The sequence below is a fragment of the Tannerella forsythia genome (assembly GCF_001006485.1).
GTDB lineage: Bacteria > Bacteroidota > Bacteroidia > Bacteroidales > Tannerellaceae > Tannerella > Tannerella forsythia.
The window spans coordinates 12,287-37,123 of the sequence record NZ_JUET01000058.1 but is presented as its reverse complement, the minus strand read 5'-3'; the positions used below and the strand labels follow the sequence as shown (position 1 = coordinate 37,123).

Here is a 24,837-nt window from a genome sequence, read left to right as displayed (position 1 = left end):
AACGGCGGTGATGTTTTTCGGGACTATATTTCGTATTTACAGTCATATTCAGGTGTTGGGGGTTGGGTATTGGGTTTTAGGTTTTGGGGGGTGGGGTTCGAAAAATTCCAGCCAATGTCCGTCGGGGTCTTCGAAGGTCAGCAGTTTGCCGTAAGGCTCTTTCCTGATGCTTCCAATCCGCTTGACTCCGAGAGAAATCAAATGTTCCTGCATTTCTTCGATACGAGCTACTTCAAACATAATTCGTGTTTTTCGGGGTTGCACCTTACCTTTTTCTTCCGGTCGTTGCAGAAGGGCAAACGATGTTTCGCCCAAATCGAATTCCACCCAAGCACCGTCTTTCTCAACGAATTTGACGGTAAAGCCTATATCCTGATAAAAACGAACGGATTGTGCCATATCGCTCACATAAACCCAACAGGCATATATTTTACGTATTTTCATCTGTTGTTTTTAGGTTTTAGGTATTGGGGATTAGGTTGTTTTGCCTGATACCCGACACCTGATGAACATTTCTTTCGTATGGCTGTTACGATTGCTACAACCGTCCAATGACCATCGGAGTCTGAATATTCCTTTCGCCATCTGAACGTATCGGCGGTTATTTCCGAAAAGACGTACCGCATTCTCCCCTCGCCGTTTTCGGTCAGCACCACTTCATCGCCTGCTTTCACCGCCGTCAGACGAAAGGCGCTGCCCGTACATCCGTAGAATATATCCCACGCCATCGTTTGAGGATTATAAATCCGCAGGGTAGTGCCGTATTCGGCATCGGCTTGCGGGTTGTCCAGCCTCTCCGTACGCGAGGGTACGATAAACAAATCCTGAATGGCTGTCCCTTCCAAGACCCGCGAGAATATCCATTCGCCTTTCACGCGTCGGGGGACGGTTTCGTCCAAACGGTCGTTCCATTCGATAGCCCATTCGCCTATCAGTCCTCCGAAATAATCGTATGTTTCGGGTATCCTATCGTTTTTCTCGTTGCTGCAAAGAGCTTCTGCAAATGATTTCATCATATTACTATAATTTCAATTGGTTTAATATCTAATGCCTGACATTCTTTTATTTGACGCACCTTGTCGCCACATACGACGCTACATTATGTTCGTGCAGGTTGCCAAAACCATTCGTATCGTCATAAAGGTTCGTCAGTGCAAAACCTGCCTCCAACTGACCGTTAATCTGCTCCTCTATGGTATGCGAGAACTGCACGCCACCGTTGCTGTCCTGCATCTGACGCAGGTGCTCCTCGTTCTTCAGCGGGTTGAACGGTAGGGTATTGGTCAGCACCCTTTCCTCCAAATCGAAGATGTAGTTGATACCTATGTCCAAGCCGGACACCAGTACTCCTCCCTTACGCAGCACTCTGTAACACTCGTGCCAGATTGGTTTCACTTCCTCGACATAACAGTTCGATACAGGGTGAAAAATGATGTCGAAAAAGCTATCATCGAAAGGCAAGGGGTTGCTCATATCCGCACGTATGATGTTTATCCGATAACCTTCACGCTCGGCAACCATACGCTCTGCTTCCAGCTGTTTCCCCGAATAATCGAGCACCGTACATTCCGCTCCCAATGCGGTAAATACCGGCATTTGTTGACCGCCTCCGCTTGCAAGTCCCAAGACCTTCTTGCCGTTCAAATCGCCCAGCCAATCTTTCGGAACATTCTTCGTCGGGGTCAGTTTTACGGCATAATCGCCGCCTTTTGCTCTTACAAATTCCTCGTGTGAGATAGGTTTCCCCCACATCCAACCGTCCTCAATCCAAGAATCGATTGTCTGTGCATTTATCTTCGTATAGTCCATTTTCGCTTTCTTCTGTGTCATCGTTATTCTATTTTCATTTGCTGTCCTCGTTCATTTATTCATACATTCTGTTGTCGTTTCCGAAATGTATTCGATAAGGGCATAATCAATACGACCCTATAACCTTTTTATTGCCCTGTTTTCTACCAGCGACCTCATTTGTGAGATTGCTACCCTGTTGAGCTGAATGAGTCGTTCGCTTTGCGACAATCCCTATTTGATAAGCAAAGCATTGATGCTTTCCAGGTTGCTGAGCACTACCAACTGTTCCAACTCGGCATAGTCGCGGATATTACCGTTCAGGGCGGGGTTACGCTCTCGCCACTCTTTGGCGGTAAGTCCGAACAATGCCGTATTGAGTAAGTCCGCCTCGTCGGCATAGATAAGAGCCGCCTGCCGCTTGCTTACCTCTTTCGGGATAAGAGTCTCTTTTATGACATCGGTATGGATATGATAATTGATTTTGGCAAGGGTGCGCTGTAAATTCCACTCCAGTTTGAGACGGTTGTTTTCTTCTTCCTTAAGCCGCTGAAATTCGTTTACAAGATATATCTGAAATTCGGGACTCAACCACATTGCAAAATGAAAAGCAATGTCTTTGTAGGCGAAAGTCCCGCCATAACGCCCCGTTTTTACCTCTAATCCAATTGCTTTTGTTCTCTCAATCCATTGACCCACAGACATTATGAATCTGTTGCTTCCTGCTTCCCGCTCAATTACCCCGAATTCGGGGTAATTGAAATCGGGATTGTTGATTTTTTCCCAGATGCCTATATACTCCAATGTATTTTTGTTGGTAATCCATTTTCCGATAAGACTGCTTCCTTCACGGAAAGCCTTTGTCATATCCGTCAGGCTGATATAATCGCTATTGTCTGTTTTATACAATATTATATCAACTCCTTGTACGTTTATTTTCCTGTTCTTTGCCATTCGTTCCGCTCTTCTCTTTAAATCCTAATTATTTTTCAGTAAAAAATCGTTCCGTATATTTTTTCTCCGCAAGTGACACTATGGTTTTCTTGCTTTAAAAATCAGTATCGAGCGTTCGTTACGCACGGTTACCTTATCGCCATAAAGGGAGCGAAGCAGGTCTTCGGCTTCGGTTCGAGTAAGGTGGGGCGGGACAAACAGCCCTTTACGGTCGAGTACATAATGTGCGAAGCAGTCGGCACACGGACGCTGCCCCGTGATGTAGAAACATCCGCAGAAAAGCCCGCCCGACTTCAATACGCGGAAAGTTTCGGCAAACGCTTTCGGTTTGTCGGGGAAGACGTGGAAACCGTTCATCGACAAGACACAGTCGAAGCTATCGTCGGGGTAAGGCAGCTTGCCCACGTCGCCCTGTTCGAGACGGAGGTTGCGGAGCTGCATCTGAGCAGCACGTTCGCCGGCAATGGCAAGCATCTCTTGCGAATAATCCAGCCCTACGATTTCGGCATCGGGCATCCGACGGTATTTCTCGGCAGTAAAAACAGCCGTACCGACGGGCACATCCAGTATTTTCCACTGAAAATCGTCGGGAATCATCGCCAGCACCTCGCGAGCAATGGCGTTATCGTCCGTCCGCCAGAGGTATTTCATATAAATATGCGACCACCAGCGACGTCCCGTCAGTACGTCGTCGTAGTGTTTCATTCGTTTCTTATAGGCATTCCTTTGCATTGTTTGTCATTTTTTTGAGGAAGATATAACCCATACAGATTTGTATTTTACTTTGAGTGTGTGCAATATTATTCCGTATTATGATTTTTTAGTTCCAATAACTGCAATATGCGGCAATTTGTGGCGGCGAAAGCTCTCTACCGTACCGAACCCGTTGGCAAGCATCAGCTGTTCTATCTCCTCGACGGTGTAGATAGGCATATTAAGCGACCTCATCCACAATTCGTTCCCCTTTGGAGATGCCAATTCGTTGCAAACGACGAACCGTCCTCCCTTCCTCAACACTCTGCTTACCTGACGGAAAGCAACGTCGATATTATTCCAAAAATAGATGGTCTCGAAAGCGGTAACAATATCAAACATTCCGTCATCGAAAGGTATTGCCGATACATTTGCTTCGTATATTTCCGCCCGCTTCTGTGCTATCGCATGGCGATTTACTTCTATCGATTTCTTTACACTCTCGGGCGAGTAATCGATACCGTAAACCCTGCCCTCGGTACGTTTCAGGAAATGGGCAATATTCCGCCCACCACCGCAACCGACATCGAGAATATCTTCGTTGCCCTGCGGTTTTATACATTTATCGATACACCACACAGCCATCGCGTTATGCCCCCAATTCATTCCCCGAAGCATCATTCGTCCCCAGAAGTTACTCTCGGGCTTTCGTGTGTTTCCGATTATTCTATTAAACATACTGTTATTTCAATTTTATTTTTTCCCATAGATAAGTCCCACTCCGTACATCATCCAAGGCGTACGTAGAAACGCAGGCATAAACGGTTGCTTTTCTACGTTGGCAATGTAATGAATCTCGGAGATACCTTCCTTTCTGAGTTGTGCCACAAAAGCCGTCATATCGCCATAGAGCTGCTTCTGCCCGAAGAGGTCTAAAAACGCAAACGATCCGCCACTGCGTACCACACGCAATGCTTCACGTACAACCAGATGCTTATCGGGCTGTGTGCGTACTTCGTGAAAAACAAAATTGCTCACTGCGGCATCGAACGTACCATCGGCAAAATCAAGTTTCGCCGCATCGCCTTTCCGAAAGACTGTCTGCTCGCCAACGCCTTCTATCGCCGCATTTCGTTCGCACTGCTCTTTGGCGTAATTCCACCCGATCCCCCAATAGTCGATGCCGGTTATCTGTGCCTGAGGATATGTATGAGCACACCTGATGGTGAGTGCCGCCGCCCCGCAACCGATGTCGAGCATTTGTCCGTGTCCGTCCCAATCGAGATGTGCCAACAGGTATTCGTGGAACTTACCCATCACCCCTCTGCCCGTAAACGAGAAAAGCCAACGACACACCTGCATATAGAGCGTAAACAACAACGCTAAAAGTAATACAACGCCCGTCAGCCACAACACCACCGTACCGACAGAGGCGAAGAACAAACCGAGCCCTATCGCCAGAAGCAGAGCAACTGCCGAATAACACAACGTCATAAACGTTCGCGGTATCCAATTCCCATAATTCGTTTTCTCTGTTTCAATCATAACTATCGAATAAATTTATTAAAAACAAGCTAAAAATCAGACTTTTCGAGTATTCGTTTCAGGTTTCGGTCGTCTTCCTGCATATCCTGCTTTATCAGTTCCCAGTTTGCCTGTTTCGGGAAAAGTGCCTTAAAAAACAACCAGTTAACGAAGTTTCCGAAGAACGACCTTCGGGCTCCGAAGCTCTCGATATGCGTAAAGAGCACCGAGCCGTCGGGCTGCTTCTCTGCCCTAAAAGTAATGACACCCAAGCCTGTTGTCGATTTCACGGTAAGGTTGAACAAGTTGTCGTCCATCTGTTTCTCGGTGATGACGGCTTTTACTTTGTACCAAACACCTTCAACGCATTGCGCGAAATATACTTTGTCGCCTACCTCCTTGCCGCCAGTAAGGTACTTAAATTCTTTGTGGCGGACATTCCAGCGGACAAAATTGGTGTCGAGGTTCTCGAACCAGTCCGAGACAGCAGCAATCGTCGTGTTTATCGTTATCGAATCGCGAAGTTCCATCATACGGTTATTGTTTTGTGAGTTTGCTTTCATACAGATTGTTCCTAAAAATATGAGCAATATGCCTGTTATACGTTTCATTTTTCCGACGTTGGTTTAATACACTTGAATAAAAGCACTGAGCTGTAAATTTTTATCGTTACCTTATCTCCGTAAAGGGAGCGAAGCGGGTCTTCGGCTTCGGTACGGGTGAGGTGAGGCGGTACGAACAGTCCTTTGCGGTCGAGAACGTGACGCACAAAACGGTCGGCACACGGACGCTGCCCCGTGATGTAGAAACATCCGCAGAAAAGCCCGCCCGACTTCAACACGCGGAAGGTTTCGGCAAACGCTTTCGGCTTGTCGGGGAAGACGTGGAAGCCGTTCATCCGTTTTTCATAGGCATTTTTTTTGCATGACTTGTTATTTTTTGGGGTTAGTAATATGCAATACGACCACCCGCTGATTGAAGCGGCGGAAGAAATAGGGTATTTTATAGAGCATCCGGGCAATGAAAGGGTAACGCCCTCTATGGTGATTGCTCATATAATGTTCTCTTTCGAGACGGATCCGGTTGTTCCACGTCTCCATATCTTTGGTTTCGAGCAGCGACCATTTGAACTCTACCTTGTCGCTCATGCTGCGGAGCGAATCGTGTTGACGGGAATGCCCTACGGCTGCAAAAACAAGCATGTCGAAGACGATGGTCGCTTCGTCGAAGCGACTGCAAACTTTGTCGAAGAAAGCGCGTACCTGCTCGGGTTCGAAATACATCAGCACCCCTTCGATAAGTATCAGCACAGGCTTACGGTGCGACTGCACCTGCTCCATCCACTCCTCGTCGAAGAGCGAAGAGGCGATGAAGGTGTTCCGTTCCGTTTCGGGCAGGAACTTTCGTCGCAGGTCGATGGCTTCGGGCAGGTCGAGGTCGTACCAGTGGGTTACGGCAGGATAGTTAAGACGCTCGTAGCGGGCATCGATGCCGGCACCCAACTGTACGACGACGGCATCGGGATGGCGGCTGAGAAAGTCCCGCGCTTCGCGGTCGATAAGGGCGGCGCGTATGCAGCATCCCACCTGCGAGAATTTGGCTTTGCGGAACTTGGTGAAATCGTAATCGATCCGGCGGAGTATCTCGACCGCTTTTTCGTCGTGCAACAAGGCATCGGGACGGCCTGTCTCGATTGCCTTTGCCCAAAGCGTGATAAGCATCGTTTCGGGCAGTTCGGTCAGTTTGTTTTCTATTTTTTGATTCATATATTCGCTTGTTTGCATTTTCATTGTGTAAAAAACATTCGCCTTATGCCAACAATATCAGGCTGGCAGCCATAACGGTCATTCCCGCTATCAGTCCGTAGACAGCGTGGTGATGCTTGCCGTATTCTTCGGCTGCGGGCAGCAGTTCGTCGAGCGAGATAAAGACCATGATGCCGGCAATCACCCCGAAAATCAGTCCGAAAATTTGATCGTTGAGGTAGGGTGCTAACAGCAGATAGCCGATAAACGCTCCTACGGGTTCGGCCAGACCGGAGAGAAACGAGAGACAGAAAGCGTACTTGCGATTGCCGGTGGCATAATAGATCGGCACCGAAACCGAGATGCCTTCGGGGATATTATGAATGGCAATAGCGATCGAAATCGGTATGGCGATGTTTATATCCTTCAGTCCGGCAAGGAAAGTAACCATCCCTTCGGGAAAGTTGTGGATACCCAGCACCAGTGCCGTAATCAGTCCCGTGCGGAGCAGGTTCGGGCGTCGGCGTGTATCTTTTCCGATCCGGCCGATGTGTTCCATCGCTTCGACCCGCCGCATCTCGTGCGGATTTTCCCTGTCGGGTACCAGTCTGTCGATAAGCAGGATGAGCAGTACGCCGGCAAAGAATGAGAGTGTAGCATAAAGAGTACCTTTCTGTGTACCGTGAATTTCCGAGAGCCAAGTGACGGCATTGGGCATCAAGTCCATGAACGAGACGTAAATCATTACGCCCGCCGAGAAACCCAGCGAGACAGATAGAAACGAGGTATGCGTGCGTTTGGCAAAAAACGCGATGGCGCTGCCTATGCCGGTGGAGATACCGGCAAGAAGCGTCAGCAGAAACGCGAAAAAAAGTTGTTTATCCATTGTCTTTCACCTTTAATCATCTGTGTTCTTGGCGTATTCCTTGCGACCTTGGCGACTAAACCGTCCCGACACAAGAGGCGCGAAGAACCGTTTTGCCGAGTCCGCCGTCTCGCAACATTGAGACGGCGGACTCGTTTTGCTGAGACGGCGGTGCCGTTTCCTCGAGACGGCCGTCTCAAATAAACAAGTCGGGCATTGGGATGTATTGGGTTCGGGGTGTTGGATGTCGGGTATCGGGTGCATTTCCTGTTGTTATCATTTTTGTCGGGGCGAACACAGGGGTTTGCCCCGACATGTCCATAAACCAACGCCTAAACTACCTTACTTGCTCAGCGAAGAAGCCTCTATAAACTGTGCTTTATTGATGGCTTCCTGCAACTCCTTTCCTGCCTGAAAACGGATGTTGACTTTCTTCACTTGAGCAGGCGATACTTCGGCTTCGGTTGCTACTCCTTCGCTACTGAGCGTCAGATGAAACGTACCCCAGTCGCCCAACTGTACGCTTTGTCCGTTGAGCAGAGCAGCAATCAGCACCTTCTTCAACTGCGAAATAGCCATTTCGGCCTCTTTCGGGTTGAGGGTCGTCTCGTCGGAGATATGGCGTGCTACGTCTTTCTCCTTCATCATTTCCACCCGGCGCAATATCGGATACCATTTGGCGGGTTCCGCCGGCTTCGACGGATTCTTCCGCTGCATCTTGTTATAAAATACTGCCATAATATAAATTGTTTTATGCCCCCGAAAGGGACGGTTATACTTTTTTGAGATTTCCCATTATCATTCATATTTTATTTAGATATTGGGTTGCTTTTGCCTAATGCCCAATACCCGGCCCCAACACCCAAGAGACCCAACACCCTATGTTTTCTTCTCTGCTTCATCCTGTTCTATCGCCTGCCCCCCGGGCTGCGAGGCCGGTTCGCAACGTTCTGCTCCTTTTCTCGTTTTTTCGGTCATCCACGATTCCCGACACAGGCGTATACCGTTCACACCCTGCACAATGGTACTTGCCTCACTGTTGATAAAATTCGTAATGCTCATAATGCTTATTATTTTTATTGATTGATTTCTTATTTTGGGGTTTTGGGTGTTAGGTTTTAGCATTTTGCCACCCCATCGTAGAGACGCAATTAATTGCGTCTCTACAGCTACATTGCAACATTCGTCATTTCCCATTATTATCATATTTATTGCATTTCATCGGGGCGGACATTTCATATTATCGGGCAAACACAAGGGTTCGCCCCTACAACCTAATACCTAATACCTAACACCCAACACTCATAATACCTTATACAATTAAAAAATAGCGGGGCGTGCCGGCCTTGTATTTCCGGTAGCCTTCGCCGTAAGTGGCTTCGCAATAACGTTCTTCGCCAAGGATAATACCATGCGTAAAAACAGCAAACGGTAGCATGACAATCAACAGCCACAACGAAGCCGTAGCGATACACACGCCCAGCATGCCGAGCATGAAGAAGAAATACATCGGATTACGTGAGTAACGGTAGATGCCTCCCTGAATCGTCTCACCCGGTTTCCCTGCCTTATACGAAAAGAAAGACCAGATAAACAATGTAAAGGCGATCAGATAAACGACCGTACCGACAGTAAACCAAGCCGTCCCGAACTTAAACGGCGCAAAAACGGATATGATCAGCACTGCTGCCTGAGCCGCCGAACTCAGAAGTGCGTACCGGCGATCCCGGGGAGTGTACCACGATGTATCGACCGCCCGCTTACTCCCTTTGGGGAAGAGTATCATAAAAAGAAATTGTACCAACAACAGGGCGAATGACGGTATCCACGCATTCAGCCAACCTATCTCGAATGTTGTAAAAAAAGAGAGCTCCATACGATAATATGTTTTTTAGTTACAAAACTATAATAAATAAACAGCGTCTACAATCCCTAAAAGTAAGTATTTTTACCTATAATACTACCTATTTATGAGGAGAAAAATGTTAAAATTACAAAGGATACTTTCCCTCTCTTTGCGGTCTATGTCTTTTTAACCGCAAAGAACGCAAGGGCAGACACACCCAACAACTCTCCTAAAAACTGTACTTCGCCTTTATCCATACTTCGGAGTTGTTTCGGTAGGTGCCGAAGATGCCTTTGTCGCCACCGAACCAGTCGAAGCCTGCCAGCAGATGTATCTGATCGCTCAGAGCATAGTCGGCAGCAAAACGGCTGAACCAGCCCTTGTTGTCGATGTCGAAATAGGTGAAGTCGGAGAGTTGCAGCGTGCTGTTGAACAACTTCTTCGATACGTTGAGCGTCGCCAGCGTGCCGTTGGGCTGCTGTGAGATAATGTCTTCGTACCCGAAGATATGCTCCGAAGAGCACTGCACCGACAACGTCCACTCATGTGGAGCATACCAATCGACGCCCATCAGCCAGTTGAGCGAGTTGAAGCCTCGTTGCGGAACACCGGCTGCCTCCATCGTGTAGCTGAAATGCTTGTCGATGTTGTACGCCGCTTCGCCCCGCAGCACGAACTGCCCGAGCGGCTTCGACACATCGCCGCCGACAAAACCCATACGGTAGTATTGCGGCGAGACGGTGATTTCGGTCATCGATGGTTTATATTGTAATACAGGCATCTTGTTCCACGTATACAGCCCTGCCAGAGCGAAGTCGATACCCGGCAGAGTGAAGCTCAAACGACCGCCGTATTCGAAGTTCGAGAGGCGGAATGCAGGACGACTGCCCTTGTCGTCCCACAAGACCGGCAGCGGTGAGTCTGTCGGCAACACACTCCACGGATTGGAGGCGTCTACAGGCAACACATATCCCTCGAAGGTGGGCACGGCTACGGCTTCGAGCTTTATCTTGTCGTTGAAGACGAAGAATCGCAAGGCATTGACAGGCATACGGATGTCGTCGTAGTCTTGTGCCAGAAACTCTGTCATATCCATCGGCGAGACGAGGTCGGTGATACGTACGCCGTCGGCTGCTCCCCAGATGACGAGTTGCCGTCCGGCACGCAGTCCCCAGTGGTCGCCACGGTGGTCGAGGTACGCCTCACGCAGCTCGAAGCCGGTACGGGCTTTCAGCAGAGCATTGTACGTTGCGTTGAACGAGACGAAGAGCGACGACCGCCCGAAGTCGCGTCCTATCTCGCCGCGTACACGAGTGCGTGAGCTCATCAGGTTGTTAGGTTCGTCGGTACGCATAGCATGATACGTATCTACAAAACCTTTGATACGCCAGATACTTTCTTCGTCGGTCTGTGCGTGTGTCGATATTGCCGCATATAATAGGGCAAACAGTATTATTACTGTATTACGTTTTATTTTTTTCGGTATATAATTCATCTTTGTACCAGTTTAAAGGGTTATTAATAATATATTGTTTTATCCTGTAATATTCCTTTTCGTTACGGATGACACGGTCGAAATAATCCGACTGCCAGTTTTTGTATCCCTGGGTATGACGGATTTCGTTCATCTTTTTGGAGGTTCTCATTTTAAATTTTCCGATAATTTTGGGTATCAACATCTGTCTGCGTTTTATATGATATTGTTTATCATATTGTTGTCGTCGTTGTAGAGACAATTCATGAATTGTCTCTACATGGGGAATCGCCCACACCCCAACATCATATATCGTTATTATCAGATGCAAATGGTTCGGCATAATAACCCATTTGTCGACATCGACGTTATCAAAATACGTCTGTATTGCCAAAATCTCGGATTTCACGATTTCGCCGTATGGGGATAATATCATTTTACCATTGTCTACCGTACCCAATATCTTATCCCTTTTGTTTACACAAATGGTAACAAAATATTGTCCCGCATCGGAATAATCCCAATTTTGCCATCGGATTGTTTCTACACGATACCTGTTTTTATATTTGGTCATCAATTATCCACAAATATTTTCGGATTCAATTTGTCGGTAGAGACAATTCATGAATTGTCTCTACCGATAACAACAATAACAATAACGAAAACGCCATCACATCGACCCTTTCTCCAGTGTCGTTACGTTGAATTTCGCCTCCTCGAGGGGGACGTTGTATTTCGGGTTGTTGATTTCCAGAATGGTCTGGTGCTCGGTCTGCACGTTGGTCATCTGCATCTTGGCAGCTGTCCAGAAACCGTCGACCTGCCGTATATCCGATATCTCGAGCCTGCGGTGCAACTTGTTCATCTTGTCGTAATACTCCACTTTGACGGGTATAAGGCAGTCTTGACGTATCCACGCTATCTTCTTGGAATAGATGTCGCGACTGTCTTTCGGCGTCGACTCGAGCTTCCAGCACTTGTATCCGTCGACGGTCTCTTCGCCGAGCAGCTTGTGCGTGTCTTCGTCCACGTTGCGGCTGCCCATATCGTCGTAGGTGAAGTCGCTACCCATAAAATAGTCGGTCTTTGCCGACGAGCCGCTGATGCGTCGTGTCTTCTTCATCGCCGGCAGATAGAGCCATTTGTCGTCGTCCTTACCCACCTGGTCGTAGTCCCACGTAAGGAAGCCCGTGCCTTTGACATCGCCCGGATAGCTGAAAAACATCATCGATTTACGGTCTTTTTTGTTCTTACCCACATCGATAGAGTAAGAGACGAGTTTACGCTCGCGTACGCTGCCTCGCTTGTTGACGAGTTTCATTACCATTTCCGACCGACGTGTGTCGCCGTCGGGACGGTCTTTTACCTTCTGGGCGATGTCTCGCCCCGTCTGTGCCTGTGCAGCGGTTGCCAATGTGATGAGTACCGCCGAGGCAATTGTTCTGATTGTTGTGTTCATATTATTTTTATGTATTAAATTATAAATGCTATTGAATTGTTATATATTTCGTTTATATACCGTCTCGAACGGTTGTCTGAAACGTTCGCCCCATACGCCGCCTGCCGTACGGATACCGCACGAGACAATCATATTGATTTCAGCCGAACAGGGAAGTCGCAAGATACGTTTCACCCGAAGGCTGTCGAACCCTTCCAGCGGACAGGTATCGTAGCCCTCCTCCGACATCGCCAACATAAAGGTTTGAGCTACTAAGGCACAACTCTTATGGGCGACGACACGTATATCTCCTTCGGAAACCTGACGTATGATGGGACGGAAAAGCCCTGTGACCGATACCAACAGTTTTCGGAGCAGTCCCAACAGACCGAAGCAGCGGGCATAAAGAAAAGGTATCAGCTTTTTATAGTAAGAATCCCACTGACGAATACGTTTAGCCTGTTTTTCGGTAGGGCTGTTGCGACCGACATTTCCTTTTTCGAAAGCAAAGGCGGTATTTGCCCGCTGCCGATACAGGTCGCGGCGTACCACGAAGACAACCATCTCCTGAGCGGTGGTTGCCGACTGCTGGTCGAGCGAGGCAACGGCTAACCTCTTCAGGAGTTCTCCGTCGGTAATGTGATACATCTCGAGAAGCTGCATATTCGAGCTTGTCGGGGCAAGCAGAGCCAGCTCCAGACATCGACGAACCTTTTCGGTGTCGATAAGCTCCGTTGTGCTATATTTACGCACAGCACGGCGATGATTCAATATTTCTTCAAGGTTCATAATTATTCTTCTTTTTTTATGTAATCTAATTTAAAGTATTGGGTTGTAGATACGCCCATTGGGGCGTATCTACGGAATCCCCGTTAGTGTTTTTATTTTTTTTCTCCTATCGCAAGTAATGCAGAGGGTTTCGCAGTGGTTGCAAGATTTTTCTATTTTCATTATATCAATATTACTGCGTACTTTGTATATTCCTTCGCTTACTTTGCGATTAAAACCTTTCACCGTAAGAGGTGGTCGCTATGAAATCATGCTCCGGCAAAGCGGTATTCTGCCTGAATATCTTCGGCAAGGCAGGTAAACAACTTCTCTGTCAGCTTGTCCGTTACGTCGAGAGCCGCTTCGAGCATCTTGTCGGAGAACGATTGCAGCAACTCACGTGCACGTATAGGCTGTGTCTTGTATATCTGCAAATACTGCTCTTCCATCTCGCATTGCCGCTGTGCCGTCTCGGCTTCGAAACGCGAGTATGTGCTCTGAATGAGCGGAGCATAGCGATTAAAATCGACCATTCCCAATGTCTGCACCTTACGGAACTTCCAATAGGCAGAGTCTGCACTCGAACGGTTGGTACCCTTCGTGTACGCCTCGGGATACGACGTTATCCCCTGATACAGTGGCAAGAATACCCCCAGCACAGCCATTCCCATAGCCATATAATCGACACGCCCGATAGCCTGCGGCAGCTCTGGACGTACGTGTAGGATATGTGTCTGCGTGGTACGGAAGATAGATACAGGGCGGTACTTCTCCTTCGGGTTGCGGTGCAGATAGGGGTCGTGCTCGGTACCTTGGTAATGGAAACGGAATGCACGTCGTATGTCGTCGAGGTTCAGCGGCTTGGAGGCTTCGGCAAATACAGGGAATGTGTTGCGTGCCACGTCGTTCTTTATCTGCGGGCTAAACATCGCCTGCAATCCCCATACGCGGGGATAGTTGTAGGTGGTGTCGAGCTCTATGTCGCGGGCATAAGCTTCGTGGAAGTCGAACTCTCCTTTGGCGGGGTCGTACAATCCGTGCTCGCGGGCAAACTCTATCAAGTCGGCAGACGCCATATAGTGCTCCGTATCATTGGGGTCGTACTTTCGGAAACGACTCTGATTGCCTGTCACGAAGTACTTGTCTTCGGGCATACGGCAAGCCAGCCAGCGATGTCCGCAAGCGGTCTCGAGATACCATATCTCGCTATCGTCCACGAAGCCGATACCGAATCCTTCGGCTACTCCGTGGCGTTCGATAAGTTCTCCCAGACGCCGCACCCCTTCGCGTGCCGTACGTACATACGGCAGCACGATATTGAATACCGAGTTTTCGGCAACGCCGTCCTCGACAAGCGGGTCGGCTTGCAGAGCCTTCTCGTTGCTGAAGATACTCTCAGTGGCACTCATACCTACGCCCACCGTGTTGAAGCCCGCACTGCCCCAGTGTCCCGGCAGATGATACGGAGCTAACGCCGTATAGCCGAGTGCCTCACGTGGCAGCTCGCAGCGGAAGGCACTGTCTCGGGCAACGAATGTCTCAGGACCTTCGGCAGTGTCTTCGTAAATCTCCAAGTTTTTGGCAAACATAGTATTCCAGTCCTCAGACCGTGCCACAATCATCGAACCGTCGTCTGTCATCTTATTGCCGACTATCACGGTCGTGCATTCCGACGGGTAAATGCTTCCTTTTCCGTTAATCTTTTTACTATTCATATCTATAAAATTTTATTTGTTATTTATTTTAATGTTTTATGTAACTGTGTGGAAATGATTCGGTATTACGATATCTTCGTGTAAAATCACATTGCGATAACGGTTCGGTATTGTCAACCAACATTTTTCCATCATTCGTTTCCACAGCGCTCAATATCATTTCGCACAGCTATCTCAGTTTTCTCTACTTCCCTGCCATTCAGCCAGATTCTCGGGAGGCCAGCCGCTTTCGGTTTTCCCCTTTTTGAAACGAAAATCGCATACGGCATCTCCGTGCCCTATCGTTTTGGTTCTGAAAAATCCGATATTCAGTCTGCGAAACATCGGATAATCGCCCAAACAAAGATATGGCACATATTTCCGAGCATCGTGCTTTACGTAGAATTTGTGAATGGCACATTCCGACACATCCTGTCCGAAAACGAAACTACCGTCGACACAGGGCACAAAACTGGAAACGAAGCCTTCCGTATATGGCAAGGCAGCAACACGTTCCATCGTCTTTTTACGCTTTTTTACATACCACGGCACGAACATCAGTTTTCCCGCAAGGGTGCCGAATACGGCTGGAATTCGAGCAAAAAAAGCGTCGAAACTTTTATAAACGATTTCTCCGATGACTCGCTCCGAGAGTCCTTCTTTTTCGAACGCTCTGATGTATGCAAGCAGTATGACACTGCCTACCAGATTGCGTGTACCGGCTACTTTCTTACCGCCGATATAAGGTATTTCGGGGATAAGCGTCTCGTATTCTTTCAAAGCGATTTCGTGTACCCTCTCCGACTGCTCGGACGTTATGTATGGAGCGGCACTTTTTCGTACACACCGAAACCATTGCTCGAACTGCTTTATCATATTCGCGTGTTGCTTCGTGTAATAATCCGTAAAATCATTCGTTTTTATCATAGTATTCTCCTTCTTTTAATTTTATGTTTAATAATCTCGTGTGTTCGTCAGAGCGTATCGATACTCCTACGATTTTGGGGTTGTTTTGGGGCAGGGGAAACGTTTTTTCGTCCAGACAATCCAACCGCTCCGTTCGTAAGAACTCACGCATAAAATGCTTTGTAGGCAAAGCCAACTATCCGCACAACCGTATCGAACGGTGACGGAGAACATCGGTATTATATTTTTGTTTCGTGTACATATATCTAACCTTTTATTATTCAGAAACTAATGCAACTTTCGGCATAGAGGTATTGGGTTGTATATACGCCCATATTGGGCGTATATACGGTATATCAATACCCAAACACCCAATAACCTTTTATTTGAAAATATAGAGATCGATAGGATTACCCGTTGTGGTGCATACGTGTTTTGCCTCGCTGTCTGCGGGGTTGTATGTGAAGAAGCCTGCTTGCTTGTCGCCGTAAGCTCCAAAGAAAACCTGACCGTTATGGAATTCCACTACCACGCTATGGCTATCGCTCAACGGGACACCTTTCACTCTGGTAATCGTCTTAGCTTTCATATCTATAATTACAGCCATACTGTTTTTCGAGGTATACGGATTTTTACCGTTCAATTCCATGATATTGACATAGGCGGCTACCTTACCGTTGCCTATATATTTGCAGTTGAATATCGAGGCGGGTTTGTAGTTTTCGTCGGTGCCGATTATCACATTATCCTTTATATCCCACGATTTCGATACGTCGAATTCGGTACTTCCCGCAGGGATACAGACGAAACCGTTATTGAGATACGTCGGGTTAAGTCCGAAATTGCCCGGGCAAGCAATATAGATATCGTTGTGTTCGTCGGTGAAAATCATATTCCTCAACATAGGTCTTGTCGGGAAAGAGAGCTTCGATGTTTTTTCGGATATAATCTTCTGTACCTTATCTGTTTTCGTATCGATTACAGCTACATCTACCTGACGATAATCTTCGTAAGGCATAAAGTTTTCGTTAATCTGGTCGAGCGGTAGGTAATAGAGTCCGTCGCGTACGATACCGAAAGCAGGCTCGGGACTTGAATCTTTGTGCGAGTAAGGCTTAAGGTCTATTTCGCCCGTCTTCTGCATCGTCTCGATATCGACAATCCACACCACACCCAAAGTGTAGAACGGCACATAGGCTTTCCGATTGGTTACTTTAATAATATTAATAGGCATTGTGTTTGCCGGTACGTCCATTTTTACCATACCGGTGAGCTTCTGTGCCGATAGGTCATAGGTATAGCGTTTTATGTTATTGTCGGCATCTTTGCCCATAGTGGGGAAAATAAACACACTGTTGTCTACGACCGCTACCGGACTCGAGAAACCCAACGGAATGGCGTTGGAATTATCGATACTCCCCGATATATCGGGAACAAGCTGTAAGAACGACGAACCGCTCATCCCATCAGGATTCTTAACGGTGGTCTCAATTAAAAATTTACCTTTGCCTCCATCGGGTACATTCGGAGTGTCTTTTTTGCAACCCGTCATCACTACTGCGGCAATACAAGCCGCTAAAAACATTTTTTTACACATATTACTTGATTAAAAATTTATTTATAAAAATGATTTATTATCATCTAATTGTCTGAAAACATATTATTTAAGCACGTATCTTATTTTTATGCCGAAGCTACGTCCCGGTAGCGGACGGTTGAATTCGGACAACACGCGTGCATCGGTCAGGTTTTTTATTTTTCCGGAAATAAAAAACCTGTTGTTGAAAAAGCTGTGTTCGAAGCCGAAGTCTATCGTCGTACTGCGTGGGATACGCCGCTGTCCGGCAGCCATCTCGAAATCGTAAAAATACTCCTCCACAAACGATATGTCGGCAAAAATACGGGTATTTTGCCCCTTGCCTCCAAAGATATTCTCTGTATGAAACTCCAACCCTGCATTGGCAAGCAGGTATGGGATATTGGGCATACGCAACCCCTTCGTCGGATTTGGGACAGAGCTGTTCTCTTCGTATCGTCGTGCATCACGGAGGTCTTGAAACGTAGCATTGGCATATCCGTATAGCCAATGGGTAATATCGGCTTTCACTTCGGCTTCTACTCCTATCGTACGCATCTCTCCGAAATTCTGATACTGTGCCCCTATAATACCTTTCGTATAACGTATCATATTCTGCAGATACATAAAGAATCCGTTTATCTCTATTTGCAGATTGCTCGGCTTTTTGCCCGTCAGGTCGTACAGCATACCGATGTTGATGCTCGTATTGCGTTCGGGCAACAGCGCCTCCGACGGCGATATGGTATATCCGTCGCCCAGCAACTCGGTCTCGGACGGTATCCGCACGTCGTAACCCGCCGACAGTTTCCCCATCAGGTCGGGCATAAAACGATAACGCAAAGCGTCGTTGATACCGAAGTCGCTCTTGTTCAGATTCACGTCCTTATCGTCCAACCCGAATATGCTGGCGCTGCGTGTATTCATCGTATAAAGATAATAACGAGCGGTCAGCGAGTTGAGGAAACGGTCGTCTCCGCTACGAAAATCGTAAGTAAGCCCTCCTGTCCAACTTCGCATTTTGGAGTCGAACACCGCCTTTTTGCCTATGCTGAGCTCCCGCATATTGTCTTTGGGATATCCGTCGGCAAAAGCAAAGTACGAGTTGAAGTTGATGGTATGTTGCTTGCCTATGAGATATTCCAGATTCAGCTTGTTTAATATCGTAAACTTTTTGTTTCGTGCGTCGGAGGCGTACCTGTTGCCCAACTCTCCCCCATACGGAGATACGGACGGATAAGCATTGCCGTTCCAGTCATACCATTGCTTTGCCGTATCGACAAGATTATAGTCGGTGTAAGCCACAGAAGTAGACATATCGAGGTCGAGCCCCTCGATTAGGAAATTATCTTTTTTCAGAGTATTGGCAAGAATGTACGCACGCGACTTTATGAATGCCTCGCGTATGTCGGTCTCTATGCCCTGAATATCTCTGTATGTACCGACAAATACAGGCTCGAACTCTACCTCGTCGAACCACCATTTTTTAGCTTTCAACGACCCGCCCAACAACAGCTTTTTATACTTGTCGTGATTGCGTTTCACCTTTATATTATTCAGGTGCGACAGCTCCATAACGTAGTCGTTGTCGGAATATGTATATCCTCCTCCTACACCGAATACGATACCTTTTTCCTTAATGTTTCTTTTGACAACGGTCTGTATCTTATGAGTATTGAACGATTCGACAGCATAACTTGCATCGGCATAACGGTCAGGGTACTCTTTGAGGACTATATTGACGGCACCACCCATTGCCGAGCCGCCGAATTTGGCAGGTACTACGCCTTTGTACACCTCGATACGGTCTATCATATCGATAGGTATATCGTTGATGTCGATAAAATCGGTATTGTCGTTCAAAGGCGTTTCCTCGATGAAGAATCCTATGCGTTTGCCCTCCAGCCCGCGAACCGAGAGGCGTGTAGCTCCACCTACTCCGCCCGACGAACGCAGGGTAACACCTACCGTTTTGTTTAGCACATCGACAATACTATTGACCGTTCCGCTAAGCTGATTCATCGATATGACCGAGATAGGCATAGCCTGTTCGCGTAGTATTCGGGCTTCGCCCTTTGCCGTTACGACGACCTCTCCGAGCGACTTCGACTCGGCTTGGAGACGTATCTTTATCTGTCGTATCTCGCCCTCGCGCAGTGTAATCTTCTCCGTCCGTGTACGATAGCCCATATACGATACGATGGCAGTATACGTGTCTGCTGCAAGTCCCGAGAAGGCGAATTCGCCGTTACTCCCTGCCGCATCGCCCTGCCGAAGTTGTTCGATGTATATGTTTGCACCTATCAGCGGCTCTTCGTTCGTATCGTCGACGACAACACCTCTGATACCTGCCGTCTGTGCCTGTGCGGCGGTCGTCAATATGATGAAAGCAGCCACTGCGGCAATTGTTCTGATTGTTGCGTTCATATTCTATATATACATATTATTACGCTGTTTATTTTTAAGAGATATTAGGTGTTGGGTATTAGGCAAGAACAACCCCATACCCAATCCCTAACACCTACCTCAATTCTTTTCTTTACCGAATATTCTGAAACGGCGGAATAATAGCGGCGTAATGCACAAGTCGGCTAACAAAGCCGTCAATACACCTGCCACCGACAGTATACCCATATGTATTATGGTAAGTCCGTTCGATGTCATATACATCGCAAAATTGGCAGATATGACCAGACTTGTAAGCAAGATGGGAGTACCCACTATGCGGAATGTCCTGAGAGTGGCTTTTCGATAGTTACGTTGCCGCTGAAACTCGAGATGTCCGTGGTTGATGAAGTGAATGGTATCGTCGACAGCCAGACCGAGTATCATCGGCATAATGGTAGCTGTCATCATATCGAGCGGATATCCGAGCCAACCCATCAGACCGCCTACCGTGATGGCAGGCATAATATTAGGAATAAGCCCTATAAGCCCAAGACGAATGCTTCCGAATACCAACATCATCAGCACTCCGATAATCAATAGCGACACGGCAAAGGAGGTAATCTGTCCGCGTACCACATAGTTCATCATTGCGGTAAACTGCGGCATAGAGCCTACGGGAGTGATTTTGGCATCGGGGAACAACTTTTCGGCTACCTCCGCCACGTCTTTCAACTCTCTTTCGGCTTCACCCGAATTATACGCATTCATCTCCACCTGCAGCCTCAGCCGTCGGTAATCGTAATCTATCCACGTCTCTGCTTCGCTGCCTCCGGCATTCTCGTAGAGCAACAGTTGTTGGGCTATCTCGTCGGAGTTTGCAGGTATGGCATAGTAGGCGGCATTGCCGTTGTTGAGCGTCTGATTGAGGTCTTTGAGTATGTTCAATATCGAAGAGCTGCGTTTGGTCAACGGATATTTATCGACATATCTCTGCAATGAGTCGAGGGCTACCAGCGTTTCGCGCGACTTGGCGGCTCCGTCTTCGGGCAGATCTATCATAACATCGTACGAGTAAATAGAGCCGAGCTCCGTCTCACTCGCTTCGAGTATTTCTTTTACATAAGGAACTTTACGTCCCATCGAACTCTCCACATCGAATGCCGTCTCTATCTTGGTAAACTGATAAATCATAAAGACGGTAAAGACAATGAATATGCCCCATATCACTTTCTCGCGATTCAATACCACATTACCGAATGCTTCGAGACGGTGGTCGAGCCATCCGCCTCCGGCTGCCTGTATCTTGGGGTCGGGTTGGCGGTCTTTGCCGAAGCTGAGGACGGCAGGCATCACGGTTACGGCAATCAGGAAGGTAAGCATCACGCTCGTAGAAGTAGCAATACCGATAAAGTGCATCGGTGTGGCAGGAATGGTAAGGAACGACAGCAGTGCGGCAAACGTAGTCAGGGCACTGAATAGTACAGGCCAGCCCATCTCGCCTACCGTATCGACGACCGCCTGCCGACGATTGCCGTACATCTGGAATCGTCGCCTGAAAAACGAGTGTACGTGTATGTTGTAAGCTATCGCCACGGCAAAAGCCAGCAACATAGGTATCAACATCATACCGCTGTCTATCGAGAAACGAAGATATCCGAGCATACCGTAGGACATCACGATAGACCCTATTGCCGTAACGACAGGCACTACGACTCCCCTCAACGATCTGGTGGCAAATATCAGCACTACGATTGCCAGCAATATAGCCAGCCCCATAATACGAGGTAACTCCTTGCCTATCCATTTCATCTTCTGGTCGGTAAGATAGGGAAGTCCCATACCTTTCGGGTTGAGGGGCTTGTACTTGTCTTTTCTTATGATGTGTTCCAATTCTCTACCTGTCAGGTTCTCGGGAGGCACCGAACCTTTGCCCTTGTACCATACCGAATCGTCGGGGAAGGGACGCAGTTTGAGCAATACCCAAGTGTTTCTGCCGTCTTGCGATACGAGTCGGTTGGCGATATACGGTTTGAGGAATGCCTTACGGCGTATCTCTGCAAGCCCTGCCTCGTCGGAAGGTATCTCTTCGGGCACAATCTGTTCGATAGACATACCCTCTTCGTTGCCTATCATAAATTCGATGTCGGTGATAGAGGTCATCTTGTCGGCATACGACATACTGTCGAGCATCTCGTTCGACAACTCGCGTATGAGTTCCAGATTTTCCTTGGTAAAAGTGTTGTCGCAATCGGTCAATACGGCAGCATAATTGTCGTTGCCGAATACGGCTTTGAACTCTTCCGTTTTGAGCAGTACGGGGTCGTCTTCGAGGAAGTAGCTCTCCCACGAGTCGTTGATTTTCATAAACCGAAGTCCATAGAACCCTGCGGCAAACAGAGCAATGAATCCGATTATTACCACCCATCGTCTTTTTACAATCCATTCGCCTCTACGGGCAAACCATCTGTTGATCTTTTCTATTTTCATCTGTATTGTCTATTAATTAATAATTCAATTATATTTATGTTTGGTATTGGGTTTTGGGGGTTAGGTGTTGGGGTGTAAAAAACACAATTTTACCCTAACCATTTGCTCTTGCTCGGCAATTACGTCTCTACAACACACCCCAAACCGAATACCAAACACCCAATACCTATTAAAGAACATTGTTCTAATTCGTTCAAAAAAAATATTTTGTTCATATCTTCATCAAAGCTTTCCATCCGGCAGTACCGAAAGTGATGTATTCCGTAATAAACTGTTTGATATCGGCATCGGTCAATTCGTCGTGCGTTACGATTTCGCCCATCACCGTCAGCCAAAGTGAGCACATCGAATGCAAGAAAAAATCAGAGAAGTCGGCTTTGATATGAGGGTATCGTTCTTTCATTAATTTCATATACCGCAGGCTCTCCTGCGTGTACCGATCGACAAAGGTGTCTCTGAAATTTTCGAGCGACGAACCCGCGGAATTGAAAAGCAATATTTTCAGCTCCGTCCTGTAATTCGTCGGGATAACCATAAAATCATCGATCAACTTTTTCTGGTGCGAGTCCATTGAGAAAAATTCCTTACTCATGTAATCATCGCTGTTGTGTTCGGCGAACAACTGCTCGAAAGCATTGAGCAACGGGGTGAGTACCGCACGGAAAATCTCGTCCTTGTCTCTGAAATAGTTGTAAATATTGCTAAGCGTTACCCCCGACAATCTCGAGATAGTACGCATAGAAGTATCTTTGAATCCCTTTTGCAGAAACTCTCCCCGTGCCGCTTGCAGAATGATACGGCGTATATCCTCTTTCTGTACTTGTGCCATTTATCTACTTAAACAGTAAAATTACAATTGCAAAATTATGCCAAATGAACAGTGTTCACAATCCCTAAAAAGGGGGATTTTTGAGGACTATATCCCCTTTGTTAGGGAGGGAGAAAAACATCAGGAGGGAGACGAAATCTTCGTTTTAGCATGAATAATGCGGCAAGAGCCGCTTAAACTCCTTCAGTTCGAATCCATGGCGGGCAGCCAAAGCAATAAGAGCTTCGGTGAGGTACATCATCTCCCCACGGGCATAGTGGGTATGGTCGTTGATTGCGCTTGTTCATCCGGCTTCAAAGGTACGACGAACGAAGGAACGCCGCAATCCCCCAAAGAGGGGATTCTCTATGCCAATAAGCAGGAACGAAGCGGTTTCGTTGTCCGAAAGATGTCTTTTTTGTACTTTTGCGGAAAAGTTATCGGTAAGAGTATGGAAATAGTCGCATTGGTTTCCGGAGGGGTAGACAGTTCGGTCGTCGTACATCTGCTGAAAGAGGCGGGCTACGACCCGACGATTTTCTACATCCGTATCGGGATGGAGGATAAGGACGGATACATCGACTGTCCGGCGGAAGAAGATATCGAAATGACCACATATATAGCAAAGAAATACGGCTGCCGGATGGAGGTGGTTTCGCTTCACGACGAATATTGGGACAAAGTGGTCAGCTATACGATCGAGTCCGTAAAACGTGGCCTGACTCCCAATCCCGATATGATGTGCAATCGCTACATCAAATTCGGATGCTTTGAAGACCGGTGGGGAAAAGATTTCGACAAAATCGCTACGGGACATTACGCGACAACAACGGAGATCAACGGTCGGACGTGGCTGTCGACAGCGAAAGACCCCGTGAAAGATCAGACGGATTTCCTCGGTCAGATCACGAATCTGCAAATTTCCAAGCTGATGTTTCCGATCGGCCACCTGATGAAGAGTGAAGTGCGTGCCATTGCTTCGGCACAGAACCTGCCGAGCGCACAGCGCAGAGACAGTCAGGGCATCTGCTTTCTCGGTAAAATTGATTACAACGATTTTATCGAGCGTTATCTCGGCCGTCGTGAAGGGAAAATCATCGAACTGGAAACCGGTAAGGTGATCGGTAAACATCAAGGCTACTGGTTTCACACCATCGGTCAGCGCAAAGGGTTAGGATTGAGCGGAGGACCGTGGTTCGTGATCCGGAAAGATGTGGACGATAATATTATTTATGTCTCGAACGGCTACGATCCGGAAACACAATACGGCAAAACGATTCGTATGGAAGGTTTCCATTTTATCACCGAAGATATCTGGGGGACGTTCGACGATGAGAAAGAAATCACATTCAAGATTCGTCACACACCCGAGTTCACGCATGGCTATATTCGTCGCTTCGGCGACTTATATACGATCCGTAGCGACGACAAGATACAGGGCATTGCGCCCGGGCAGTTCGCTGTCGTATACGACAAGGAGCATCATCTCTGCATTGGGAGCGGAATGATTATCTGATAAAAGTGACAGCAGGAGGCTTAGCCTACGCTTTCATGTTGAGGGATAACGGCAAAAAAGATCAGATCGGCATCACTGTCGTTCACAAGACTGTGCGCATGACCTTTCGGGCAGTAATGACACTGCCCTGCGCTCACGTTCTCTTCCCCGTCGTCGATCAACACCTTACCGCTTCCTTGCAGGACATAAATAGTTTCGCTACTCGTATCGTGCATATGCATGCCGATAGATGCGCCGGATTCAAGCCGGCCGTACATGATACGGTTATGCTCATCGACAAACATACGTGCGATATATTCCTTTTCACCGCCTTTAAAACGCGGTAACCGTTCTTCTTTAATGTTCGGAAAATCCAAAATCATGGCAT

24 protein-coding genes and 2 pseudogenes are annotated in these 24,837 nt (G+C 47.5%); 1 reads left to right on the top strand and 25 read right to left on the bottom strand.

The annotated features are described in order from the left end of the window. Window positions 1-48: 48 nt before the first annotated feature. The 24 genes and pseudogenes from Tanf_RS03240 to Tanf_RS03125 all read right to left on the bottom strand — a co-directional run bounded on the left by Tanf_RS03240 (window position 49) and on the right by Tanf_RS03125 (window position 22,975). On the bottom strand, window positions 49-444 hold the full coding sequence (locus tag Tanf_RS03240) for a VOC family protein (protein WP_046824904.1): 396 nt from the start codon (window positions 442-444) through the stop codon (window positions 49-51). After that, window positions 441-1,016 (bottom strand): hypothetical protein, encoded by a 576-nt coding sequence (locus Tanf_RS03235; RefSeq protein WP_201774578.1) that lies wholly within the window; start codon window positions 1,014-1,016, stop codon window positions 441-443. The genes Tanf_RS03240 and Tanf_RS03235 overlap by 4 nt, the downstream gene beginning before the upstream one ends. Before the next feature lie 46 nt (window positions 1,017-1,062). Continuing rightward, window positions 1,063-1,830, bottom strand: coding sequence for a class I SAM-dependent methyltransferase (locus tag Tanf_RS03230; RefSeq protein WP_197556425.1), 768 nt, complete (start codon window positions 1,828-1,830; stop codon window positions 1,063-1,065). A 96-nt stretch (window positions 1,831-1,926) separates the two neighbouring features. After that, window positions 1,927-2,742: pseudogene (locus Tanf_RS03225) on the bottom strand (KilA-N domain-containing protein). Between the two features lie 78 nt (window positions 2,743-2,820). Continuing rightward, the gene (locus Tanf_RS03220; RefSeq protein WP_046824903.1) at window positions 2,821-3,474 is read right to left on the bottom strand and encodes a class I SAM-dependent methyltransferase; all 654 of its coding nucleotides are present in this window, start codon (window positions 3,472-3,474) and stop codon (window positions 2,821-2,823) included. A gap of 78 nt (window positions 3,475-3,552) precedes the next feature. Further along, a complete protein-coding gene (locus tag Tanf_RS03215) occupies window positions 3,553-4,173 on the bottom strand; it encodes a class I SAM-dependent methyltransferase (protein ID WP_046824902.1) in 621 nt (206 codons plus the stop codon). Window positions 4,174-4,188: 15 nt separating this feature from the next. After that, window positions 4,189-4,980 (bottom strand): class I SAM-dependent methyltransferase, encoded by a 792-nt coding sequence (locus Tanf_RS03210; protein WP_046824901.1) that lies wholly within the window; start codon window positions 4,978-4,980, stop codon window positions 4,189-4,191. 29 nt (window positions 4,981-5,009) lie between these two features. Beyond that, a complete protein-coding gene (locus Tanf_RS03205) occupies window positions 5,010-5,522 on the bottom strand; it encodes an SRPBCC family protein (RefSeq protein ID WP_236684376.1) in 513 nt (170 codons plus the stop codon). A 44-nt stretch (window positions 5,523-5,566) separates the two neighbouring features. Then, window positions 5,567-5,857 (bottom strand): annotated as a pseudogene (locus Tanf_RS03200) (ubiquinone biosynthesis methyltransferase UbiE); the annotation flags it as partial. Between the two features lie 34 nt (window positions 5,858-5,891). Next, entirely contained in the window at window positions 5,892-6,725 is an 834-nt protein-coding gene (locus tag Tanf_RS03195) for a class I SAM-dependent methyltransferase (RefSeq protein WP_046825083.1), read from the bottom strand. Window positions 6,726-6,768: 43 nt separating this feature from the next. Further along, on the bottom strand, window positions 6,769-7,590 hold the full coding sequence (gene zupT / locus Tanf_RS03190; protein WP_046824898.1) for a zinc transporter ZupT: 822 nt from the start codon (window positions 7,588-7,590) through the stop codon (window positions 6,769-6,771). Between the two features lie 321 nt (window positions 7,591-7,911). Next, on the bottom strand, window positions 7,912-8,307 hold the full coding sequence (locus Tanf_RS03185) for an HU family DNA-binding protein (RefSeq protein ID WP_046824897.1): 396 nt from the start codon (window positions 8,305-8,307) through the stop codon (window positions 7,912-7,914). Between the two features lie 141 nt (window positions 8,308-8,448). After that, the gene (locus tag Tanf_RS15240) at window positions 8,449-8,631 is read right to left on the bottom strand and encodes a hypothetical protein (RefSeq protein ID WP_140230686.1); all 183 of its coding nucleotides are present in this window, start codon (window positions 8,629-8,631) and stop codon (window positions 8,449-8,451) included. A gap of 250 nt (window positions 8,632-8,881) precedes the next feature. Further along, on the bottom strand, window positions 8,882-9,445 hold the full coding sequence (locus Tanf_RS03175) for a methyltransferase family protein (RefSeq protein ID WP_046824895.1): 564 nt from the start codon (window positions 9,443-9,445) through the stop codon (window positions 8,882-8,884). Window positions 9,446-9,644: 199 nt separating this feature from the next. After that, window positions 9,645-10,910 carry a DUF1302 family protein gene (locus tag Tanf_RS03170; protein WP_046824894.1) on the bottom strand — a complete coding sequence of 422 codons (1,266 nt, stop codon included), beginning with the start codon at window positions 10,908-10,910 and terminating at the stop codon, window positions 9,645-9,647. Beyond that, window positions 10,879-11,043, bottom strand: a complete 165-nt coding sequence (locus Tanf_RS16315) for a hypothetical protein (RefSeq protein WP_172794525.1) — start codon at window positions 11,041-11,043, stop codon at window positions 10,879-10,881. Before Tanf_RS16315 ends, Tanf_RS03170 begins: the two co-directional genes overlap by 32 nt. A 516-nt stretch (window positions 11,044-11,559) precedes the next feature. Next, window positions 11,560-12,348: an outer membrane lipoprotein-sorting protein gene (locus Tanf_RS03160; RefSeq protein WP_046824892.1), complete on the bottom strand. Its 789-nt coding sequence runs from the start codon at window positions 12,346-12,348 to the stop codon at window positions 11,560-11,562. A 39-nt stretch (window positions 12,349-12,387) separates the two neighbouring features. Further along, window positions 12,388-13,116: a nitroreductase family protein gene (locus tag Tanf_RS03155; protein ID WP_046824891.1), complete on the bottom strand. Its 729-nt coding sequence runs from the start codon at window positions 13,114-13,116 to the stop codon at window positions 12,388-12,390. Between the two features lie 248 nt (window positions 13,117-13,364). Then, the gene (locus Tanf_RS03150) at window positions 13,365-14,810 is read right to left on the bottom strand and encodes a C69 family dipeptidase (RefSeq protein WP_046824890.1); all 1,446 of its coding nucleotides are present in this window, start codon (window positions 14,808-14,810) and stop codon (window positions 13,365-13,367) included. A 174-nt stretch (window positions 14,811-14,984) separates the two neighbouring features. Continuing rightward, window positions 14,985-15,716, bottom strand: coding sequence for an L-2-amino-thiazoline-4-carboxylic acid hydrolase (locus Tanf_RS03145; protein WP_046824889.1), 732 nt, complete (start codon window positions 15,714-15,716; stop codon window positions 14,985-14,987). A gap of 361 nt (window positions 15,717-16,077) precedes the next feature. Then, window positions 16,078-17,280: a DUF4374 domain-containing protein gene (locus Tanf_RS03140; protein ID WP_236684375.1), complete on the bottom strand. Its 1,203-nt coding sequence runs from the start codon at window positions 17,278-17,280 to the stop codon at window positions 16,078-16,080. Between the two features lie 75 nt (window positions 17,281-17,355). Continuing rightward, window positions 17,356-19,698, bottom strand: a complete 2,343-nt coding sequence (locus Tanf_RS03135) for a TonB-dependent receptor (protein ID WP_046824887.1) — start codon at window positions 19,696-19,698, stop codon at window positions 17,356-17,358. Between the two features lie 99 nt (window positions 19,699-19,797). Continuing rightward, window positions 19,798-22,146 carry an efflux RND transporter permease subunit gene (locus Tanf_RS03130; protein ID WP_046824886.1) on the bottom strand — a complete coding sequence of 783 codons (2,349 nt, stop codon included), beginning with the start codon at window positions 22,144-22,146 and terminating at the stop codon, window positions 19,798-19,800. A gap of 211 nt (window positions 22,147-22,357) precedes the next feature. Beyond that, the gene (locus Tanf_RS03125) at window positions 22,358-22,975 is read right to left on the bottom strand and encodes a TetR/AcrR family transcriptional regulator (protein WP_014224945.1); all 618 of its coding nucleotides are present in this window, start codon (window positions 22,973-22,975) and stop codon (window positions 22,358-22,360) included. Window positions 22,976-23,405: 430 nt separating this feature from the next. Here Tanf_RS03125 and mnmA point away from each other — a divergent pair, with 430 nt between their 5' ends. Then, the gene (gene mnmA, locus Tanf_RS03120) at window positions 23,406-24,470 is read left to right on the top strand and encodes a tRNA 2-thiouridine(34) synthase MnmA (protein WP_041591187.1); all 1,065 of its coding nucleotides are present in this window, start codon (window positions 23,406-23,408) and stop codon (window positions 24,468-24,470) included. Between the two features lie 20 nt (window positions 24,471-24,490). Here the strand turns inward: mnmA and Tanf_RS03115 are convergent, their stop codons facing one another. Further along, window positions 24,491-24,832, bottom strand: a complete 342-nt coding sequence (locus Tanf_RS03115) for a cupin domain-containing protein (protein ID WP_014224943.1) — start codon at window positions 24,830-24,832, stop codon at window positions 24,491-24,493. Window positions 24,833-24,837: the final 5 nt, after the last annotated feature.

What these genes read in the sequence shown, in the direction of transcription:
- mnmA (WP_041591187.1), top strand. Translation starts at nt 23,406, where the DNA reads ATGGAAATAGTCGCATTGGTTTCCGGAGGGGTAGACAGTTCGGTCGTC.
- Tanf_RS03145 (WP_046824889.1), bottom strand. Translation starts at nt 15,716, where the DNA reads ATGATAAAAACGAATGATTTTACGGATTATTACACGAAGCAACACGCG.
- Tanf_RS03205 (WP_236684376.1), bottom strand. Translation starts at nt 5,522, where the DNA reads ATGAAAGCAAACTCACAAAACAATAACCGTATGATGGAACTTCGCGAT.
- Tanf_RS03220 (WP_046824903.1), bottom strand. Translation starts at nt 3,474, where the DNA reads ATGCAAAGGAATGCCTATAAGAAACGAATGAAACACTACGACGACGTA.
- Tanf_RS03215 (WP_046824902.1), bottom strand. Translation starts at nt 4,173, where the DNA reads ATGTTTAATAGAATAATCGGAAACACACGAAAGCCCGAGAGTAACTTC.
- Tanf_RS03135 (WP_046824887.1), bottom strand. Translation starts at nt 19,698, where the DNA reads ATGAACGCAACAATCAGAACAATTGCCGCAGTGGCTGCTTTCATCATA.
- Tanf_RS03160 (WP_046824892.1), bottom strand. Translation starts at nt 12,348, where the DNA reads ATGAACACAACAATCAGAACAATTGCCTCGGCGGTACTCATCACATTG.
- Tanf_RS03240 (WP_046824904.1), bottom strand. Translation starts at nt 444, where the DNA reads ATGAAAATACGTAAAATATATGCCTGTTGGGTTTATGTGAGCGATATG.
- Tanf_RS03235 (WP_201774578.1), bottom strand. Translation starts at nt 1,016, where the DNA reads ATGATGAAATCATTTGCAGAAGCTCTTTGCAGCAACGAGAAAAACGAT.
- Tanf_RS03140 (WP_236684375.1), bottom strand. Translation starts at nt 17,280, where the DNA reads ATGTTTTTAGCGGCTTGTATTGCCGCAGTAGTGATGACGGGTTGCAAA.
- Tanf_RS03150 (WP_046824890.1), bottom strand. Translation starts at nt 14,810, where the DNA reads ATGAATAGTAAAAAGATTAACGGAAAAGGAAGCATTTACCCGTCGGAA.
- Tanf_RS03170 (WP_046824894.1), bottom strand. Translation starts at nt 10,910, where the DNA reads ATGAATTATATACCGAAAAAAATAAAACGTAATACAGTAATAATACTG.
- Tanf_RS03125 (WP_014224945.1), bottom strand. Translation starts at nt 22,975, where the DNA reads ATGGCACAAGTACAGAAAGAGGATATACGCCGTATCATTCTGCAAGCG.
- zupT (WP_046824898.1), bottom strand. Translation starts at nt 7,590, where the DNA reads ATGGATAAACAACTTTTTTTCGCGTTTCTGCTGACGCTTCTTGCCGGT.
- Tanf_RS03130 (WP_046824886.1), bottom strand. Translation starts at nt 22,146, where the DNA reads ATGAAAATAGAAAAGATCAACAGATGGTTTGCCCGTAGAGGCGAATGG.
- Tanf_RS03175 (WP_046824895.1), bottom strand. Translation starts at nt 9,445, where the DNA reads ATGGAGCTCTCTTTTTTTACAACATTCGAGATAGGTTGGCTGAATGCG.
- Tanf_RS16315 (WP_172794525.1), bottom strand. Translation starts at nt 11,043, where the DNA reads ATGAACGAAATCCGTCATACCCAGGGATACAAAAACTGGCAGTCGGAT.
- Tanf_RS03185 (WP_046824897.1), bottom strand. Translation starts at nt 8,307, where the DNA reads ATGGCAGTATTTTATAACAAGATGCAGCGGAAGAATCCGTCGAAGCCG.
- Tanf_RS03210 (WP_046824901.1), bottom strand. Translation starts at nt 4,980, where the DNA reads ATGATTGAAACAGAGAAAACGAATTATGGGAATTGGATACCGCGAACG.
- Tanf_RS03230 (WP_197556425.1), bottom strand. Translation starts at nt 1,830, where the DNA reads ATGACACAGAAGAAAGCGAAAATGGACTATACGAAGATAAATGCACAG.
- Tanf_RS03195 (WP_046825083.1), bottom strand. Translation starts at nt 6,725, where the DNA reads ATGAATCAAAAAATAGAAAACAAACTGACCGAACTGCCCGAAACGATG.
- Tanf_RS15240 (WP_140230686.1), bottom strand. Translation starts at nt 8,631, where the DNA reads ATGAGCATTACGAATTTTATCAACAGTGAGGCAAGTACCATTGTGCAG.
- Tanf_RS03115 (WP_014224943.1), bottom strand. Translation starts at nt 24,832, where the DNA reads ATGATTTTGGATTTTCCGAACATTAAAGAAGAACGGTTACCGCGTTTT.
- Tanf_RS03155 (WP_046824891.1), bottom strand. Translation starts at nt 13,116, where the DNA reads ATGAACCTTGAAGAAATATTGAATCATCGCCGTGCTGTGCGTAAATAT.